Annotated in this window: 13 protein-coding genes and 1 pseudogene; 8 read left to right on the top strand and 6 right to left on the bottom strand. The window is 66.1% G+C overall.

All coding sequences use genetic code 11. The annotated features are described in order from the left end of the window. From KBX08_RS04595 to KBX08_RS04585, 3 genes are all read left to right on the top strand, one after another. The coding region (locus KBX08_RS04595) for a helix-turn-helix domain-containing protein (RefSeq protein WP_210781281.1) at window positions 1–494 on the top strand (494 nt) is incomplete at its 5' end. Window positions 495–789: 295 nt separating this feature from the next. Further along, window positions 790–1080 carry a hypothetical protein gene (locus tag KBX08_RS04590; RefSeq protein WP_210781280.1) on the top strand — a complete coding sequence of 97 codons (291 nt, stop codon included), beginning with the start codon at window positions 790–792 and terminating at the stop codon, window positions 1078–1080. 18 nt (window positions 1081–1098) lie between these two features. Next, the gene (locus KBX08_RS04585) at window positions 1099–1323 is read left to right on the top strand and encodes a hypothetical protein (RefSeq protein ID WP_210781293.1); all 225 of its coding nucleotides are present in this window, start codon (window positions 1099–1101) and stop codon (window positions 1321–1323) included. A gap of 76 nt (window positions 1324–1399) precedes the next feature. On the opposite strand, the pseudogene KBX08_RS04580 reads toward KBX08_RS04585, so the two are convergent. From KBX08_RS04580 to KBX08_RS04560, 5 genes and pseudogenes are all read right to left on the bottom strand, one after another. Further along, a pseudogene (locus KBX08_RS04580) lies at window positions 1400–1724 on the bottom strand (transposase); the annotation flags it as partial. A gap of 76 nt (window positions 1725–1800) precedes the next feature. Then, complete coding sequence (locus KBX08_RS34860; protein WP_210781292.1) at window positions 1801–1971, bottom strand: hypothetical protein; 171 nt, start codon at window positions 1969–1971, stop codon at window positions 1801–1803. Window positions 1972–2043: 72 nt separating this feature from the next. Then, a complete protein-coding gene (locus tag KBX08_RS04570; RefSeq protein ID WP_210781279.1) occupies window positions 2044–2373 on the bottom strand; it encodes a hypothetical protein in 330 nt (109 codons plus the stop codon). A gap of 469 nt (window positions 2374–2842) precedes the next feature. After that, the gene (locus KBX08_RS04565; RefSeq protein ID WP_210781278.1) at window positions 2843–3391 is read right to left on the bottom strand and encodes a hypothetical protein; all 549 of its coding nucleotides are present in this window, start codon (window positions 3389–3391) and stop codon (window positions 2843–2845) included. A 281-nt stretch (window positions 3392–3672) separates the two neighbouring features. Then, on the bottom strand, window positions 3673–4851 hold the full coding sequence (locus tag KBX08_RS04560; protein ID WP_247668857.1) for an IS701 family transposase: 1179 nt from the start codon (window positions 4849–4851) through the stop codon (window positions 3673–3675). Here KBX08_RS04560 and KBX08_RS04555 point away from each other — a divergent pair. Both KBX08_RS04555 and KBX08_RS04550 read left to right on the top strand, forming a co-directional pair. Continuing rightward, complete coding sequence (locus tag KBX08_RS04555; RefSeq protein ID WP_210781277.1) at window positions 4789–8310, top strand: polymorphic toxin-type HINT domain-containing protein; 3522 nt, start codon at window positions 4789–4791, stop codon at window positions 8308–8310. The two genes, KBX08_RS04560 and KBX08_RS04555, sit on opposite strands and share 63 nt — an antisense overlap. A gap of 5 nt (window positions 8311–8315) precedes the next feature. Continuing rightward, a complete protein-coding gene (locus KBX08_RS04550) occupies window positions 8316–8807 on the top strand; it encodes a hypothetical protein (RefSeq protein ID WP_210781276.1) in 492 nt (163 codons plus the stop codon). Window positions 8808–9761: 954 nt separating this feature from the next. On the opposite strand, the gene KBX08_RS04545 is transcribed toward KBX08_RS04550, so the two are convergent. Then, complete coding sequence (locus KBX08_RS04545; protein WP_210781291.1) at window positions 9762–9929, bottom strand: hypothetical protein; 168 nt, start codon at window positions 9927–9929, stop codon at window positions 9762–9764. 37 nt (window positions 9930–9966) lie between these two features. Here KBX08_RS04545 and KBX08_RS04540 point away from each other — a divergent pair, with 37 nt between their 5' ends. From KBX08_RS04540 to KBX08_RS04530, 3 genes are all read left to right on the top strand, one after another. Next, the gene (locus tag KBX08_RS04540) at window positions 9967–10515 is read left to right on the top strand and encodes a hypothetical protein (protein ID WP_210781275.1); all 549 of its coding nucleotides are present in this window, start codon (window positions 9967–9969) and stop codon (window positions 10513–10515) included. 991 nt (window positions 10516–11506) lie between these two features. Continuing rightward, the gene (locus KBX08_RS04535; protein WP_210781274.1) at window positions 11507–11902 is read left to right on the top strand and encodes a hypothetical protein; all 396 of its coding nucleotides are present in this window, start codon (window positions 11507–11509) and stop codon (window positions 11900–11902) included. A 2304-nt stretch (window positions 11903–14206) separates the two neighbouring features. Further along, on the top strand, window positions 14207–17086 hold the full coding sequence (locus tag KBX08_RS04530; protein WP_247668856.1) for an AAA family ATPase: 2880 nt from the start codon (window positions 14207–14209) through the stop codon (window positions 17084–17086). Window positions 17087–17126 lie beyond the last annotated feature (40 nt).

The following is a 17126-nucleotide window of genomic DNA, read 5'->3' as shown; positions in this document are numbered from 1 at the left end:
CGCTGATCCCCAGCTTGCCGGGCGGCCGGCAGCCGGCGGTCGAGCGCGGGCTCGCGCTGGCCCGCGACGTGGCCTCGATGACCGGCCGGCCGTGCGCGGCCGGCACCGCGCCTGGGCGGGTGCGCGCGTTCGGCGACGCCGTGGCGCTGGCCCGGCAGGTCAGCGAGGTCGCACCGGTGCGGGCCGTGCCGCGCCACGCGTACACGGTCACCGACGTCTTCGCCGAGCTGGGCGCCGCCCGACTGGCGGAGGTCGGGCAGTGGCTCCAGGTGGTCGGAGCGCAACTCGACGCCGGCCCCGACCTGGTCGCCACGCTGGACGCCTACTACCAGCACGACATGAACCGGCTCGACACCGCGGCCGCGCTGTGCATCCACCCGCGCACGCTCGACTACCGGCTGACCCGCGTGCGCGACCTGACCGGGCTAGAGGCGGGCTCGACCCGCGGCGTACGCGTGCTGAGCACCGCCGTCGCCCGGATCCTCGCCGGCTAGATCAGCAGCCGAGTGAGCTCCATGTTCTTCATACTGATGTAGCTCAGCTTGTTACCGAACCGCATCGAAACCTGTAGCGAGCTGATCATGCCGGACGGGCCCGTGGGGCTCGAGAATTGGGTTACGCCGGCTGAGCTGCAGTTCGCTCGACATCGACCTGGCCGACACGATGAAGGCCATGAGCACATCGCTGATGTACCTGCTGCTTCGCCAGGTTCTACAGATGTTGTCCCAGCTCGCCCACGATGGTGGGGCCAAGGACGTGTAAATCCTGGTACTCCGGCATCAGGTGGCGGTGCTGCGCCGACAGGTGCACCGCCCAGATCTCCAACCCGCCGACCGGGTGGTGTTGGCGGTGTTGTCGCGGCTGCTGCCCCGCCCGCGCTGGTCGGCGTTCTTCGTCACCCCAGCGACACTGCTTCGGTGGCATCGGGAGCTGGTCGCCCGACGATGGACCTACCCGCATGCCCGGCCGGGCCGGCCGCCCGTCGACAACCGGGTCCGTCGGCTGGTGCTGCGCTTGGCGGCGGAGAACCCGACCTGGGGGCACCGGCGCATCCAAGGTGAGCTGGTCGGCCTGGGCTAAAAGGTGGCGGCCAGCACCGTGTGGAAGATCCTCCACCAGGCCGGCATCAACCCCGCGCCGCGGCGGTCCGGGCCCACCTGGCGACAGTTCCTGACCGCCCAGGCCCGCACGATGCTGGCATGTGACTTCTTCACGGTCGACACCGTGCTGTTCAAGCGGGTCTACGTGCTGGTCTTCGTCGAGATCGCCACCCGCCAGGTCCACGTCGTCGGGGTGACCACCCATCCGAACGGCGCCTGGTAGCGCAGCAGGCGCGCAACCTGCTGATGACCTCAACCAGCGGGTGGCCGAACTGCGGTTCCTGCTCCGCGACCGGGACACGAAATTTACGGCGGCCTTCGACGCGGTGGTCACCGCCGCCGGTAGCCGCCGTCGCCATCACCGGGCGCCCGTCCAGCTTCTCCTGCGTGCCGCTGGTGCGGTAGACGACGCTGTCGTTGCGGTTACCGGGCTACGGGTCGCCGACGGCGATGACCAGGCGGGTGCTGGCGTCGATGGCGACCTGCAGGTTCGTCGAGTACCTGTAGTTCTTGCTCCGGGCCGCCAGGCGGTGATCGCGGGTCGGGATCAGGGTGCCGTCGATGATGGCGATCTTGCTCGACCGGCCGTTTCCGCACCGGTGCCAGGGCCCAGATCAGCCCTACTACTGACGTTGCCGCCGGAGAGCACGAAGCCCAGGGTTCGTCCCCGGCTGTCGTAGGCGAGGTGAGTCTTTGGTTGTCAGTCCACCTCGAGATCGACCGAAGGCGTGAGCTTGCGGTTCGTTCGAGTCTCCGCGCCCCCTTTCGCGCCGGCGGCGTGCTGGTGGGCGCGACCGATCGTCGAGTCGACCGACACCAACCAGTCGATGTCCCCGGCAGCGTCCGCGTCGGCCTGGATCCCGGCGAGCATCCGCTCGAACGTGCCATCGAGGGCCCACCTGCGGAGACGGGTGCAGATCGACTGCCAGGAGCCGTACCGGGGCTAGTCGCTCTTGTCACTGCCCGTTCGTGTCGATCGCTCGGCGTACCCCACATTCAGCCAAGATTCCTTGGTGATCGGTGAGCCGTAGCTGGAGCAGGGTTCCGGTGGCGTGAAAATCGCTAATCGCTGTTCGGTACGGACGTCTGCCATGGTGGCGCCGGGAGGCAGGCTGTCTAACGGTGGAAGCTCACGAATTTGCTGTTTGACGTCGGTGGAGGCAAGCAATGCCTTCACGACCGCATCGAGGACTCGCTCCGCCAACTCGTCGGATGTGACGTCTCCCGCGTCTCGGGCAGCGGTCACGGCGGCGGCCCGCATGGGTGCCAGCACTGAGTCAGGTAACACGGTCCCTCGAACCTTCATGGTTTCCCCAATCATCAGAGCCGGTGGTCAGAGTATCGCTGACCGCCTCGTGCCTTAACGTTCAGCGGCGCCTGCGGATCTGCACCGCATCCTCATCATTACCTGGGTCACCACAAGTACCTGTCATCGGCAAATCCGGAGGTCGCGGATGATGTAGGACTGTCGCATGGAGTCCCGTCATCGGTGACTGCCAGCGCGACGCCGAGGATGAGATCTCCACCGTGCAGATCCTGGATGACCGATGCAGTCACTCAACATCCAGCGCGAGGGCTGTTCCGGCAAGCTGTACCGCTGGTCAGCGGGGGCATCGTCGGAATCGAGTGCCAGGCGGGTAGTTCGCTATCAGCGGCGCGACGACTGAAGCCTTTGACCAACGGTCGCGGTCCAGCCGGAGCCTCGCCATCTGGATTGGCTCCTGCCGGACCGCGCGCGAAGGTCAGTTGCCACGCACCTTCTTGAGGGCGCGTTCGGTCAGAACGAGGGCAAGGTCGACCGCGTCGCCGTCGTTGAGCGGGCAGTTCACCGCGTACTTCTGGGTCTGCGCGACGTTGCGGAGTTTGATCCGGTCGTCGTCCAGGTCGTTGACATCCTCGGGGCGCAGTCGCAGCGTGAGGCCTCCGTTGCCCGGCTTGACGTAGACGACGGCCCCGTACTTCTTCGGTCCCTGGTCGCGGACCATGATGTAGTCGGTGTAGCCGTCGTGGGTGCGGTCGGACTCCCCAATGGCGACCACAGTCTTGAGCTCCAAGGCGCGGTTGAGGAACGTCAGCACCCTGTTGGCCGTGCCGCCGTCGTTCGCACGGGTGTAGACGAACTGCTTGATGAAGAACGCTTCCTCGTCGTCGGAGTCGAGCGCCGACGTGCTGCGAGTCGGGAGCGCCTCCTTTTCCGGAGCTGCGGTTCCGTCGTCCTCTGCTGGCGGGACATGGTTGGTGCGGGTTTGGTACTCGATGATCTCATCGACGGTGCCTTCGATGATCCTCATGACTCTCCACTCTCGCATAGCGGCGACGGTAAGAGTCTACTTTGGCGTGAGCATTCTGTAAACACGTGAGCATGCGTGTGTACGCCTACTCTGCCCAGAAGTAGTCAGTCTGAGGGTGATAGTTCGTGCTTGGCCAGCTCAACGCCGCCGGCCCTAGTACTCCAGCCGCACCTGCTGAAGTTGAAGTCTTCGCTGGTAGTGGGCTGTTTTGGCGCGGTACTGGTGTCGGCGTCGCCATCGTGACCATCGATGGATGTGGTCGAAGGGTCGGATGGTGGTGATCAGGTGTGCCAGGAGACGTCGGACCTCGCCGAGCGTGAGAGGAATGAGACCCTCTTGCTCGAATCCGGCACCCCCTTTTTGGCGTGGGCGGCGGTGACGGCGAGGTAGGCGTGGGCGCACAGAACGAGCGTTATGTGGCGGTACCAGGCGTCGTAGCGACGCACCTGGTAATGATCCAAGCCGACCTCGGTCTTCGCGGTCTGGAAGCACTCCTCGATCGCCCAACGGGTCCCAGCGACCCGGATCAGATCCTCGTCGGGCGTCCCGGCCGGGCCGAAGCACAGGTAGTAGGCCAGGTCCGTGGGGTCGGTGATGCTGCGTCGGATCAGCAGCCAGTGGCCGTACCCGTCGACCGTACCGGGCAGGGAGGCCACGGCCCAGTCGTAGAGTCGTGGCCCTTTGGCGCCGTCGCCGCAGCTGCGCCGCTTCCATGCCAGGGCCGGCGCGTTGGCGGCGAGGACGTCCGGGCGGGAGTTGCCCACCGTGGTCGGGACCCGCTGGTTGCGGGGCACGGCCAGGACGTAACCGATGCGCTGCTGCTGCAGCCACGTCCGGAACTTCGAGTCCTGCCCGTATGCCTCGTCCGCGGTGACCCACCTTGCCGGCAGTCCGGCGGTGATGGCGCGTTCGAGCATCCGCAGGCCCAGCGCGGGTTTCGTGGCGAACCCGACGCTGGCTGCGATGCCGGCTTCCTCACGGCGGGCGAGGTTGTCGCACCAGCCGCGGGGCAGATACAGCTCCCGGTCGATCAGCGTGCGCCCGTGTGGGCTGGCATAGGCGAGGAACACCCCGAGTTGGCAGTTCTCCGTCCGCCCGGCCGTGCCCGAGTACTGACGCTGCACCCCGGCGGATTTGATGCCCTTCTTCAGGAATCCGGTCTCGTCGACGATCAGCACCCCGTCGTCGTCACCGAGATGTTCCACCACGTAGGCAAACAGGTCGTCGCGAACAGCGTCCGGGTCCCACGCTGACTTGTTGAGCAGCCGTTGCATCCGGTCCGGCGTGGTGTCGCCGGCGGCCTCGGCCAGGGTCCAACCGTTCTTGCTCGCCAGCGGCGACAGCAACCCAACCAGGTAAGTCAGCGCCTGCCGGCGCGGCTCCGCACGCCCGAACCGGTGCGCGAATCGCGCCAGCAGATCATCCAGACCCGCTCGCCAGCCCACAATCTCATCGATCAACACACGCACGGGAGCCTGCCCGCGCTGCGACAGACCACAACAGACAGAGGGTGCGATCACGCAACCCACCCACCGAATAGCATCGACATTCGCAGCTACATGGCAGGCTCAACCACGACGTCGATCAAACCGGTGAGCTGCCGAAACGTAGATCAGGCAAGTGCGGCTGGAGTACTAGGCGGTACGCCCACCACGACGATCGTTGACGCTCGTGGCAACACTGTGGAACTCCGTCAGCATGCCGGCGGCACCACCGACGGGGCCTTCGACACCACCTCCTACACCTTCAACCGCAAGAACCAGCTGACCACGGTCATGGACGCCACCGCCACTAACGCCTGGAGCTACGGCTACGACATCCGCGGCCGGCAGACCTCCGCGACCGACCCCGACAAGGGCCTCACCACCACCGCCTACAACGACTACGGCGACGTCACCGAAGTCGTCGACGCCCGCGCCAAAGCCCGCGGCGAGAAGCTGGTCTACAAATACGACCTGCTGGGCCGCCGAACCGGCCTCTACGACAACACGATCTCCGACTCCACCCGACGCATCACCTGGGCATACGACCCGAGCGGCGCCAAGGGGCAACTCGCCTCCACCAGCCGATGGACCGGCACCAACCGCACGCAGGAATACAAGGTCCGCATCCGCGGCTACAGCCCGCTTTACCAGTCCACGGGCGAGGATTACGTCATCCCCAGCTCGGAAACCGGGCTCGCCGGCACCTACATTTTCACGCGGCAGTACAAGCAGGACGGCAGCATCGACACCGAGGCCTACCCCAACGCGGGTGGCCTCGGCGGTGAGACCGTGACGCATACCTATGACTCGGTCACCGGCCAACCCGAACAGCTCCTGACGAACTACCCCAACACTGGCGCGTACGTCGTCGACTCCGGGTACACCGAGTACGGCGAACTCGGGCTCGTTCGTTACCAACAAACCGCCCAAAACTGGGTCGACCGCGCCTTCAAATACGACGATGCGACCCGTCGGCTCACGCAGGCGACGACCGCCCGTCAGATCGCGCCGCAGTACGTCTCAGACGTCCACTACGACTACGACGACGCTGGCAACATCGAACGGATCGCCGACACCCCCGCCAGCGCGACTGCCGATGTCCAATGCTTCGACCACGACTACCTCCGACGCCTGACCCAGGCGTGGACGCCGACGTCCGGCGACTGCAACGCCACCCCGCAGGCCAACGCCCTCGGCGGACCAGCACCCTACTGGTCGACCTGGACGTTCGACGCCCCCAGCACCCCAACCGCAGGCAACCTCCGCAGCGACCGCACCATCACCGCCGGCGGAACCACCAACCGCAATTTCACCTACCCCAACCCGGGTGCTAGCCGTCCCCACGCGGTTACGAACATCGCGACCACTGGCGTCGGTGCGGGCACAAAGAACTACCGATACGACGAGAACGGCAGTACCACCTGCCGACCGACCAACACCGCCACCACGAACACCTGCCCGCCCGGTGCCGGAAGCCAGAATCTCACCTGGGACGCCGAGGGTCAGCTGACCGGCCTCACCGAAGGCACCAAGAACCACACCTACCTCTACGGCGGTGATGGGAACAGGCTCGTCGCCCGCGACCCCACCGGAGCGACCCTCTACCTCCCCGGCACAGAAATCCGCTACACCACCGCCACCCAACAGAAGGCCGCAACCCGGTACTACACCTACGCTGGCCAAACCTGCGCGATGCGGCAAACCAGTACCGGGGTGACCTGGCTCGTCAGCGACCACCAAGGCACCCAACAGACCGCTATCAATGCCGCCAACCAGACGATCACCAAGCGCCGCCAAACCCCCTACGGCGCCCCCCGCGGCACCAACCCGGCCTGGCTCAACGACAAGGGATTCGTGGGCGGGAACATCGACGGTGAAAGCGACCCCACCGGACTAACTCATATCGGTGCCCGCTCATACGACCCGAGCACCGGACAGTTCGTCAGCGTCGATCCCCTCATCGACTTCACCAACCCGCAGCAGATGCAGGGGTACTCCTACTCCTCCTACAGCCCCATCACCTTCTCCGACCCCACCGGCGAAATGATCATCGCTGACGGTGGCGGCGGTGCTGGTGGCAGCCCCGCGCCCACCGCTTCTGCCCCAGCAACCGCGGGAACATCAGGTACGTCGGGTACCTCGACCTCGTCGGGATCCGCGCCGAAGCCTCCGAAGAAGAGCAAGTGCGGCTTCTTCTCCGTATGCAACGCGAAGAAGACCTTCAATAGCGCCGTCAAACTAGCCCGTGACAACGCTCAGGTTGTCGGTGTCGTGGCCGGTGTCGGCGCCGGGGTCTGGGCCACCAGCGTCTGCTTGGGGGGCACGCTCGGCGCTGGCTCTGTCGCCTGCTTCGCGCTCGGTGCTGCCTTCGGCGGTGCCATCGGAGCGCTGACCGAAGACGCCCTCGACCGCGAAGAAGAAACCCCCGTCGAGGTAATTTCGGGCGCATTCCTTGGTGCAGTCCAAGGCGCCATCGTCGGCGCAGTGACGGCAGTTGCCGCGCCGGCAGCCGTCGCTGCAACGGTCGCGATTGCCCGAGGCGCAGGGCCCAAACTGGCGGCTCAAGCAGGGAGGGACGCGGCCAAGACCGCCATGTCGGGCGGCATACCCGCGCCCGGAAGGGCCTGTCACAGCTTCGCCCCGCAGACGCCAGTCCTCCTCGCCGACGGCACGACCCGCGCGATCGGCGACGTCAAAATCGGCGACGAAGTGCTCGCCTACGACCCGGAGACCGGTGAAACCGACACCGAGCAGGTCGAACAGCTACATCTCAACCAAGACACCGAACTGGCCAACGTCACTGTTCAATCAGCGAGCCAGCCCGTAGAAGTTCTGGAGACGACCCAAAACCATCCGTTCTGGAGCGTCGACCGCCGCGACTGGGTAGAAGCGAAAGACCTGCGTGCCGGCGAAGGACTCCTTTCCGACGACCGTACTCCGATCCGGGTAGTTGAAGTTCACAACCACCTCGGCTCGCGCGCTATGCGCGATCTCACCGTTGCCGAAATCCACACGTACTACGTGCTCGCCGGCACAACTCCAGTGCTTGTGCACAACTGCGGCGGCGGTGTTGATGCTAAGGGCAACCCGTGTAGTTGTGCGGCGCAGAATCCGACGAACTGGACTCCGAATAGCCGGCCGACGTTTGGTCATACGTTCAGTGAGCATGGTGCTGGGTCCCGGAACACTAGGAGTTTGACGGATCGCGCAAGAAGTACCGGCAATGACCAGGGTCAGTGGGCAAATAACGATAATGCCGCTGCCTGGCTGCGCGATCAGTACATTCCGGGTGCTGGGCCGCGACAGGTGCCACTTCCAGCGGGAATGGGCAGCGTTATTAGGCCCGACGGTTCAGTGGCTTCGGCAACACATGCACAACTCGTGCCAGGTCGGAGCGGCCTCTATAAGTCCGCATTCCCGATTGCTGTAGGGTAACTGTTATGACGTCGCTTAACATCGTGCTTGCCGTGCCCTCGGCCGCTGAACCGGCGGTCGGGGGGCCGTCTGAGCTGGACTATGAGTCGGTCGTCATGGAGTTGTGCAGTCGACTCGCCGAAACCGATTGCGTGTTCAGAATGGCTGGCTTCGGCCAAGAGCAGTGGCCTGTTGATATCCGGTACGACTTATCTACCCTAATCGAACAGCTTCCAGAGTTGCTGAATGGCTTGCGGTCCAACGGTCCGGTGGAGGTGGATCTGTATGGGCAGGGCGTCGAGCGCACACTAAGTTTCGTAGTTGCGGGTGATCGCGTGACTGCTACCTGTGCCTCCCGTACCGGATGGATTCCCAATCCGGATGTGGAGGAAATCGAACTTGCTGAGCTATTGGCGATGATTGAAGCCGTTGCCTTTGAGTTTGCCAAATTTCTGCGGATGGTCTGGCCGCAGTGCGCGAAAATGGCGCCCTTCGCGGATTGGTTTCCCGCTCAGTAGCGGGATGTCGCGCCGACTATGAAGGTTTATGGCTCGTGCGCGTCGTGCGTTGACGGTTGTAGTCGGTGGCCTGGGTTGCAGGGTTGATAAGCTACTTCTACCAGAAGTGTGGTATAGCTTGAGGAGATTCATTCGAGTTTGTGGTGGATTCTTCGTTAATCCGCAGGGCCTACCGAGCGCCGTTTTTGTTTAGGTCTCTAAAATAGGTTCAGCCGTTGAAGGCTACGCAGACCTCGCATTAGGCCTCACATATTCAAGTATTGGGTGCGCGCGGCTAGGGCCTGTTTTAGAAATCAAAGTTGAAGGGCTGGTCGGCCGGGTAGTCGCGGCCGACCAGTCATCGGGTGAGGTCGTCGGCGGTTTCTGCGGCTTAGGCAGTGATGGTGAGCTCATGGACGCGGTGGCGGAGGTTGCACCACTCGACTTCGAAGCCGCCGTCATCGAGCAGTGAAATCGAGGCGTACCAGCCGCTGCTGCCAGTCGGGGTGATGGTGCCGAAGGTGTTCGGGCTCGAGGTCCTCGATTAGCGTGAGCAGGCCGTCTTCGAAGGACCGGCGTTCTGGTGGCCGTTCTCGGTGTCGGCGTCGTAGGGGTCGGCTGCCAAGGTCGCGCCCCGTCACCGCAGCCTGGCACTGGTGAGATCGAGGGTTTGGGTCGGCCCGATGCCCGCCGTGCAGGCGGTAGCACTGTTGACTCGCGACCTGGCCAATCCGCCGACCGACTTGGTCGCCCGGATCCTGTCGCCGACGAGACGCTGGCCGGTACCGCTCAACATCACCAACCGGGACTGCGGTTCGCCACGTCGAGAAACTACTGCGCCACTGCGGGTTGGCCTGGCGAGACGTCGCGACCGACTCACCAAGGTGGCCTCGCCAGCGTCGACTACGACGACTTCGCTACTGCTGTGTCACGACACCGCTAGTGCCGTGACCACGAACGTTCACGGTGTTGGGGTCAGGCTGCGCGGGCGTCGGGTTGGCCCCAGCGTCGTTGTCGTTCGCTGCGGATGCGGGCTCGTTCGCGGCGTTGGGCGGCCAGGACGTCGGGGTGGCAACCGAGGTGGTCCAGTTTCAGCCGAACCACAGTGGTCAGGGTTGGGGCGGCGTTGACATTGACTGCCACCTACTCGGCTGTCTGCGGTGGTGGCAGGATACGTCGCATGCGACGATCCTCTTCCCGGCTGCTGCTCGCGGCGTTCATCTTTCCGATGTTGGTGTCCGGGTTGAGTGCTTGCGGCGACCAGGCCGAGCACAGTTCGGGCTCGCCTCTCGGGCCCACGCCTTCAACCGTTGAGGTGGTGAAGCCGTCGGCCAGCATACCGGCAACTCCGTCGGCTCTAGCCACGGCTGCGCCTGCGCCTCCTGAACTCCATTTCAGCAAGTCGATGGTGCGCAGCAATGAGGTCAACAAGCAGAACAAGGGTGGGCAAGCGAACGTCGAGTTGGTCGCTGGTAGCAACGACCTGAAGACGCTTGAGCGCGTCGGCCGGGAGTGCGTCGAGGTCTTTCTGCAGGAGCAACAGGCGGCGTTCTGCAAGGTCTTCGGCACCGAGGTTGACTACAAGGCTCGCGATTTGCGGAGGGCGGGAGATTCCAACTGCTGGGCCTGGTACGTGGGGGTGCCGCTGGCGGGTGGCGGGACGATGGTCACCGAGGGAAGCGATATTGGATACGTTGCCGAGCGCTGTCCCGGCAAGCTGTATCGCTGATCGCCAGGGCGCTGCCTATCGGAACGACTGCCAGGGTGCGCCGAGGGCGCCACCATAGCGGTGGCGCCCTCGGTAACCGGGAGAGCTCGATCGAGGGGCGTAAGCGGTGTGGGCGGGCGGTCAATCCACCGAGCTGCGCGTCTTGAGCTGCTCGTGAATGCCTTGAAGCTGCTCGGCCACGGCGAGGACCGTCAGGGCGAGAGCTTCGAGCCAAAGCCTGTGGCCCCTCTCAGGGGCGGTGTCAGACTCCTTCCGCTCCCATGGGTGCAGAGCTGCTACCCGGTCTGACCGAGCGGTAAGTATTTTTTCGGGCTGTAGAGCATCGTCGTCGATCTGCCAGCGTTGTCCCGCGCGGGCCGCAGCAGTAGCCGTACGACGACCAGTGAGTCGTTCGTCCGGGCTGACGGTTTCACTGTTCGGCCGAGCGTAAGTGGCCGCGGCGGTCACGACAATTGTCGTACGCCCTCTCACTGGAGAAGCCGTGCAGCAGACACCCGATTCGTCGGAGCCATCCGCTCAGCAGCCGGCCGGGACCGACGCGTCGCCTTCTGCAGGGCGGCCTTCGGTGCAGCCTGTGGCCCCGGCTGCTCAACTTCGCGCGGGCGGCCGGTCGGGCGTGCGGGTGGGAATCGTCCTGTCAGTGGCAGTCGTCGGTGGGCTCTTCATGTTTTGCATCGGTGTAGGAGCTCTTGTCACTGTCGGTTTGATCATCGGCGAGGCGCCACCTTCTCAATCCGCTCCGACCGTCTCTGCCGCCGGACCGACGCCGTCACCAACTACCCGAACACCCGAGCCGGCTCGCACCACCGCTCTACCTAGCCAACCTGCCACGCCCACCGCACAGCCGACTCGCCCACCGACGCCCGGAAAACGCCTACCTGCCTACGACGCCTTCGAGCGTCGGGACGTCAGCTCTGGATCCGGCGCTCGTCGTCTAGCCCTGCGGGTTGAACTACGCGTCTTTCCCGTCGACAGTCAGCAGGTCGTCGACGTGGCGACGCACGTCGTGGAGAGCCATCGAGGGCAGGGGTGGCAGGCGCTGTCGATCGTGATCACGTACGACCGACGTGAGGTGGTGCCCAGCTACGCGGTGTTCGAATGGGCGCCCGAGGGGCGCTGGACGGACGCCGCCGATGGAGACCCTGCTTCCTGGCAGGGCTACCGGCTCCATCAGGCTGTCGTCCGCGACAAGCTGACGCAGCCTGACAAGTGCCAGGTGCCGACGGAGCAGGCCTATGTGCTCAACGCCGAGTTCAACCAGGCAACCGAAGACGACGTCGACGTCAGCGAAGAAGCAGTGCTGGCAAATATCGCCGACCAGCACAGCATCTCGTCCGCCCGCGTTGAAGAACTGGTCCTGGCCGTCGAGGACTGGACGGTGTGTTGAGCGCCCAATACTGGGCGAGTCCACCCGGCCCTTTGGAGCGGCCTCCGAGAAGGCCAGCTTTCGCTGTTCCCCGCCTTGCCGGGGCCGGCGGCCGTCGTGACCCCACAGCGGGAGCCGCGGCAGCGCTGCCGAGGCAGTACCCCACGCAAGGTGCGACGCTTGCCCTTTTCAAAGTCACATCGGACCGGGCGGTCGCCGACCAGTATCTTGCCGGCCGGCCGGAACAACTCGCCCGAGATGGGATCACGTCGGCGCTGCTGACCTGGCTGGCCGAGCACGGCGGGCTCACCGCCCGCCAGCACAAGCAACTGCGGAGCCTGTTCCAGGCTTCTGGATTCGGGCAGTTGATGTCGGCCGGCAAACTATGGCTTCACGACGGTCCCTTGACGCGTTGTGCGTTGCTGCTGGACGGTGGCCGTGATTGCGTCGATCTCTACGGTGGATGTCGCCAGACGGCGGGGGAGAGTTAGCCATGCGCATCTGTATCGCCTGCCGGGCGACCCACGGCACCGTTGTTCGTATCGGCAGTTGGGGCGTGCCCCACGGTACTCCCGGGCATCAGGTCAACTACCGCTGGAGCAGTCTGTCCGCTTGTCCCTTGTGTGAGTCCGGCCTCCTCGTGCACTTCGATCATGATTGTTTCCACCAGCCCGGGGAGGAGCCGTGGGACATGGACTGGTCGTGGCCGGTCGCCGTTGACGGGGTTCAACGGTTGAAGCCTGCTCTTGCCCGGTGTCCGGATCCCTTGCGTCCGTTGTGCGAGTGCCTCGTGCACCGGTCGTTGCGGGACAGCATCGAGAGGCCGCCGTCGGGTGAGGTTCCGGTGACGGTTGTACTGGCTGAGGAAGGGCTGCCACAGGTTCGGCCAGTACGCATGCCGTGAGGCGGGCGGCAGCACGGTGGCAGGGCCAGCCGGGGGCGATCAGACCTGGCGGGGTCTGTGAGGGACCCCCTTTTACCCCCCGAAAATCCCGCCCAACCGTTGGCGAAGGGTGACAAGGAGCGATGAGCGCATGGTGGTGTCTCTGCAGCTCAGCAACCACTTTTGGCAGGCAATGACAAGCTTCATTCGGCTACTGTCGGTAACAAGGGGTCGTCGGTTCGAATCCGGCCGTCCCGACAAACAAAAAGCCCTGACCGGCGGAAACGCTGGTCAGGGCTTTAAGTTTGTCTATGGGGTTTTGAACCGCGGAACCGATTGGGCCCCAGCTTCTGAATGCGGATCTTGCCGCAGGTGCCGACGGGTAGTTCAGGTCGGGTCGTGGGCTCAGCGCTCCGCGTCGGTGTGGTCGTCGAGCCAGCGTTCGACTTCGCTGCACGACGGCACCGTCGTCACCAGCGGCGGAGGCATCGGATGGGCATGGGCGACCTCTCTGTTGGCGTTCACCCTCCACGGGGCCGGGCTGGTCCGCCTTCCGAGCCGGCCTCGGTTGCTAATGTCCGACCTGGTCCCGGAGGTCGACGGAGTACCGCCGTACGTCGCTCAATAGCTCTCGATCGATCCCACCCGGCGACTGCCGCGGCTCATTGTCAACGACGGCCGAAAAGTCTTGACGCGCCGACGACAGCTCGCATCGCCAGAGGGCTCTGTGGCAGCGATTCACATCGGCAGGACCAGCCGGCGGCGTAGGTGGGCCGTGATGGGGCAACTCCGGTCACCCTGACAGCAAGCGGCGGCTCAGGCCGTCTGGTTCGTCACGGGGGCGTAGCGCAGGGGGCAGGCGCTCGGCCCGATTCCGTCGGCTGGATGCCTGCGGCCTTCTGTGCTCGTCTCTTATGTGCTTGTTGCGTCTGCATCTTGCTGTTCGCATGTTGAAAATTGGCGGCAGGAGGCCAGTTCTGGCGGTGGGATTCCAGTCAATTGCGCTGTGGGAATCCTTTGCCGTCGGCTCATAGTGTGGGATGAGCGTCACGACTGAGGGGCAAAGGTGGGAATATGACCGCTTCGAGCGATTCGATATGGACGGCCATTATCTTGGCGATATCAGATTTGGCGCGGCCCTCCGATGATTGTCCAGGTGGGCTGGGCGTAGCCCCCGGAGCTCGGCAGCGGCCCGAGGCTCGTTGGCGATAGTCCTGGCGCAGTAGATGACAGGTGATTTATTGGGTTTCATGGACATCATTCCGCGCTTCTGGCTACCGGTCCTTTTCTGCCGGTTGTGGTGCGATGTCGGAAAGAACTGCATCTCGACGCCACCTGTCAAATAGGGGTTGGCCGCGCCGGTTTGTTTCGACAATTGGCGGTGCTCCGGTATAGTGCGACCAATTCCCATTGAGTGTGCCGGAAGGCGTCTGGTCTGCGTGATGACACCTGGGCTGGAAAGCGCATCATCGAGCCCGCGCTTCGTCGGGCGACGACCAGAGTTGGCACGTATCGGGAGAGCCCAGGCCACCGTGCTGAACCGTGGCTGGCAGATGGTTTGCGAGGTGGTCGGAGAGCCGGGCATCGGCAAGACCCGGTTCGTCCGCGAGGCCCTGGAGCGGTGCGACTCCACCGTCCCCTGGGCCGTCGGGACCTGTTCGCCGGATGAGCGAGGAGTCCCCTTCCATGTGTTTCGACATGCCTTCACCGAGGGGCAGTCACTCCGACGCGGGGTGCGTGCTGGACGGCCCACTGGGGAGAGCTGGGCGGAGTCCGTCGCCGCGGTGCCAGCGGCGCCGGCGCGGGCATCGGACGCCCGGCGGTTCCGGACTTACCAGCTGGCCCGCCGGCTGATCGGCCTGGCGGCACGGGACGGTCTGGTGCTGGTCCTCGACGACCTGCACTGGGCAGATGCCTCCTCCACCGGTCTGATCGCCCACCTGCTGCGGTATCCGGTGCCCGCCCCGCTGCTGCTCGTGCTCGTCTACCGCCCGCGGCAGATGGCGACTCCGATGCCGTTCGGACTACCGGATCCCGACAAGCACGCCGATGCGGAACCGACGTCACACGACCGGATCGAACTTCGCCCTCTCAGCCTCGCCGAGGTCGCGCTCCTGCACCCCCACACCGACCAAGTGGAGCTGCGCGCCCGGTACGACCTGACCGAGGGCAACCCCGGTTACCTGGCGGTGCTGCCGAGCGACCCCACCTCGAACAGCGCAGACCCGATCCGTGAAGCACAGGGTGGCCGGCTGTCCGACGCGGCGGTGGCCGTGCTGCGCCGCGAGTGGACGGACCTACCCCCCGTCGAGCTGGCCTGTCTGCGGGCCGGGGCGATCGTCGATGCGCCCTTCACCGCGGACCTGCTCGCCGAGGTTGCGCAGGTCCCGACGTCACTGGCGGTCGAGGCCTGCTGGCGGCTGGCCCGGCTTGACCTGATCCGCCGCGTCCCCGGCACTGGACGGTTCGCCTCCCGACACCCGGTGCTGCGGATGGCGGTCGCTCAGGACACCGACACGCAGTGGCAGGTGGAGGCGTGTGTGCGGGCGCTCACCGCGCTGGTCGATCTGGGCGCGCCACCCGCGGAACGGGCCCGCTACGCGGAGCGCCTGCTCGCCCTGCCATACGGCGGCTGGGTCGACCGCTGCGTCAACGTGCTCTGCCGGGCCGCTCAGGAGGTCCGGCGCGAGACGCCGGACCTGGCCATCCGCTGGCTGCGGCTGGCGCTGCGTGCGCTGCGGCCGACGGCCGGTCTGACGCAACGTCGTCAGGACGTCTCGCTCGCGCTGGCCGAGATCACCGGGGAGGCGGGGAATCTGGCCGAGAGCAGGGCCCTGCTCCAGGAGATCGTGCCGCTGTTCTCCGCCGACCCGGAGGGACGGCGGGCGCAGGCAGTAGCTCTCTGGGCGCGTGTGGAACGTCTGCTCGGCAACTACGCGGAGGCGGTGGCCATCAGCCGGCGGGAGTTGTCCGCCCTGCCAGCCGATGCTGGACCTAGCGACGGCTACCGCCTCGCCACCGAGATCGGCGTCGCCGGCATCCTGGCCGGCCGCCCCGTGACCGGGCTGCCCGACGTGCTCAGCGGAGATCTCGGCGGCTCCGGCGCGGACCGGGCCAGCCTGCTGGCGGTGCGTAGTCTGGCCGCCGCTCTCGACGGCGCACTCGACGCCGCCCAGTGCTTGCTCGATGCCGGCGCCCGGATCGTCGACTCGCTGCCGGATCGGGACGTGCGGGACCACCCCGACTGCTTCACCGCACTCGGCCTGAGCGAGTTGTACCTCGAACGGCAGGCCGACGCGGTGCGGCACCTCGACCGAGGGCTGACGCTCGTCCGCGCCTCGCACCGCGACGACGGACTGTGCCAGCTGCTGCTCGGTCGTAGTCAAGTGGCCTACCACGGCGGGCAGCTGAACGCCGCCATCGGATTGGCTACCGAGGCGGGCATCGTTGCCCGGCGCATCGGCAGTCGCGACCTGCTGAGCTTCGCCCTGGCGTTCGAGGCGGAGGCGACGGCGTGGCGTGGTGGCCTTCGGGACGACGATCGGGCGGTGGCGCTGGCCCGCAGCGCCGCCGGAATCGCCACCGACCTCGCCACCTGGTGCGGTCGTACCGCCGCGACGGCGCTGGCGACCGCGGCGCTGCTGTCGGGTGATCCGGCGACCTGTGCCGAACTGGTGCGCTCAGCCGGCGGCGACAGCCGGCTGAGCCGTCTCCAGACGTCCCTCCGGCCCAGGTGGTACGAGCTGCTCTGCGCCGCCGCGCTCGTCGCGGGCGACGTGGCCGACGCCGAGCGGCAGGCGCGGCTGGCATTGGCCGAGGCGGATCAGGTCGGTCTGCCCGGGCAGCGGGGCTTCGCCGAGTCGGCGTACGGCGAGGTGCTGCTCGCCCGCGGCGAGGTCCGGGCGGCGCTGCTGCACCTGGAGACCGCGGCCGACCTGTTCCGCGCCGGCGGGATGGTGCTACGGCGCAGCCTTGCCCTGGCCTCCCTGGCCCGGGCAGCCGAAGCCGCCGACCAGGCCGGCCTGGCGGCGCGGGCCCGCCGCCGGGCGCTGGAACTGGCCGGGTGGTGCGGAACGGAACGGGTCGGCCTGCGACTGGCCCGTCCGGTCGGCCCGCGCGAGGTCGCCGCCCTGACCGACCGGGAGTGGCACATCGCGCGGCTGGCGGCGACCGGGGCCACCAGCCGACTGATCGGGCGGCAGCTGAACATCAGCCCCCGCACGGTTGAGGCGCACCTGACCCGCCTCTACCGCAAGACGGGCGTCGCGTCCCGGTCGGGCCTGGCCGCCTGGGTCGCTCGTCTCGATGACACCGATCGATGACTGCAATCCAGGCCGGATGACGTCGTTCGGTGCAACGTCG

The organism is Micromonospora sp. H61 (assembly GCF_018070325.1).
In the GTDB taxonomy this organism is placed as follows: domain Bacteria; phylum Actinomycetota; class Actinomycetes; order Mycobacteriales; family Micromonosporaceae; genus Micromonospora; species Micromonospora salmantinae.
This window is presented reverse-complemented; position numbering and strand designations above follow the sequence as displayed.

What these genes read in the sequence shown, in the direction of transcription:
- KBX08_RS34860 (WP_210781292.1), bottom strand. Translation starts at nt 1,971, where the DNA reads ATGCTCGCCGGGATCCAGGCCGACGCGGACGCTGCCGGGGACATCGAC.
- KBX08_RS04565 (WP_210781278.1), bottom strand. Translation starts at nt 3,391, where the DNA reads ATGAGGATCATCGAAGGCACCGTCGATGAGATCATCGAGTACCAAACC.
- KBX08_RS04550 (WP_210781276.1), top strand. Translation starts at nt 8,316, where the DNA reads ATGACGTCGCTTAACATCGTGCTTGCCGTGCCCTCGGCCGCTGAACCG.
- KBX08_RS04540 (WP_210781275.1), top strand. Translation starts at nt 9,967, where the DNA reads ATGCGACGATCCTCTTCCCGGCTGCTGCTCGCGGCGTTCATCTTTCCG.
- KBX08_RS04530 (WP_247668856.1), top strand. Translation starts at nt 14,207, where the DNA reads ATGACACCTGGGCTGGAAAGCGCATCATCGAGCCCGCGCTTCGTCGGG.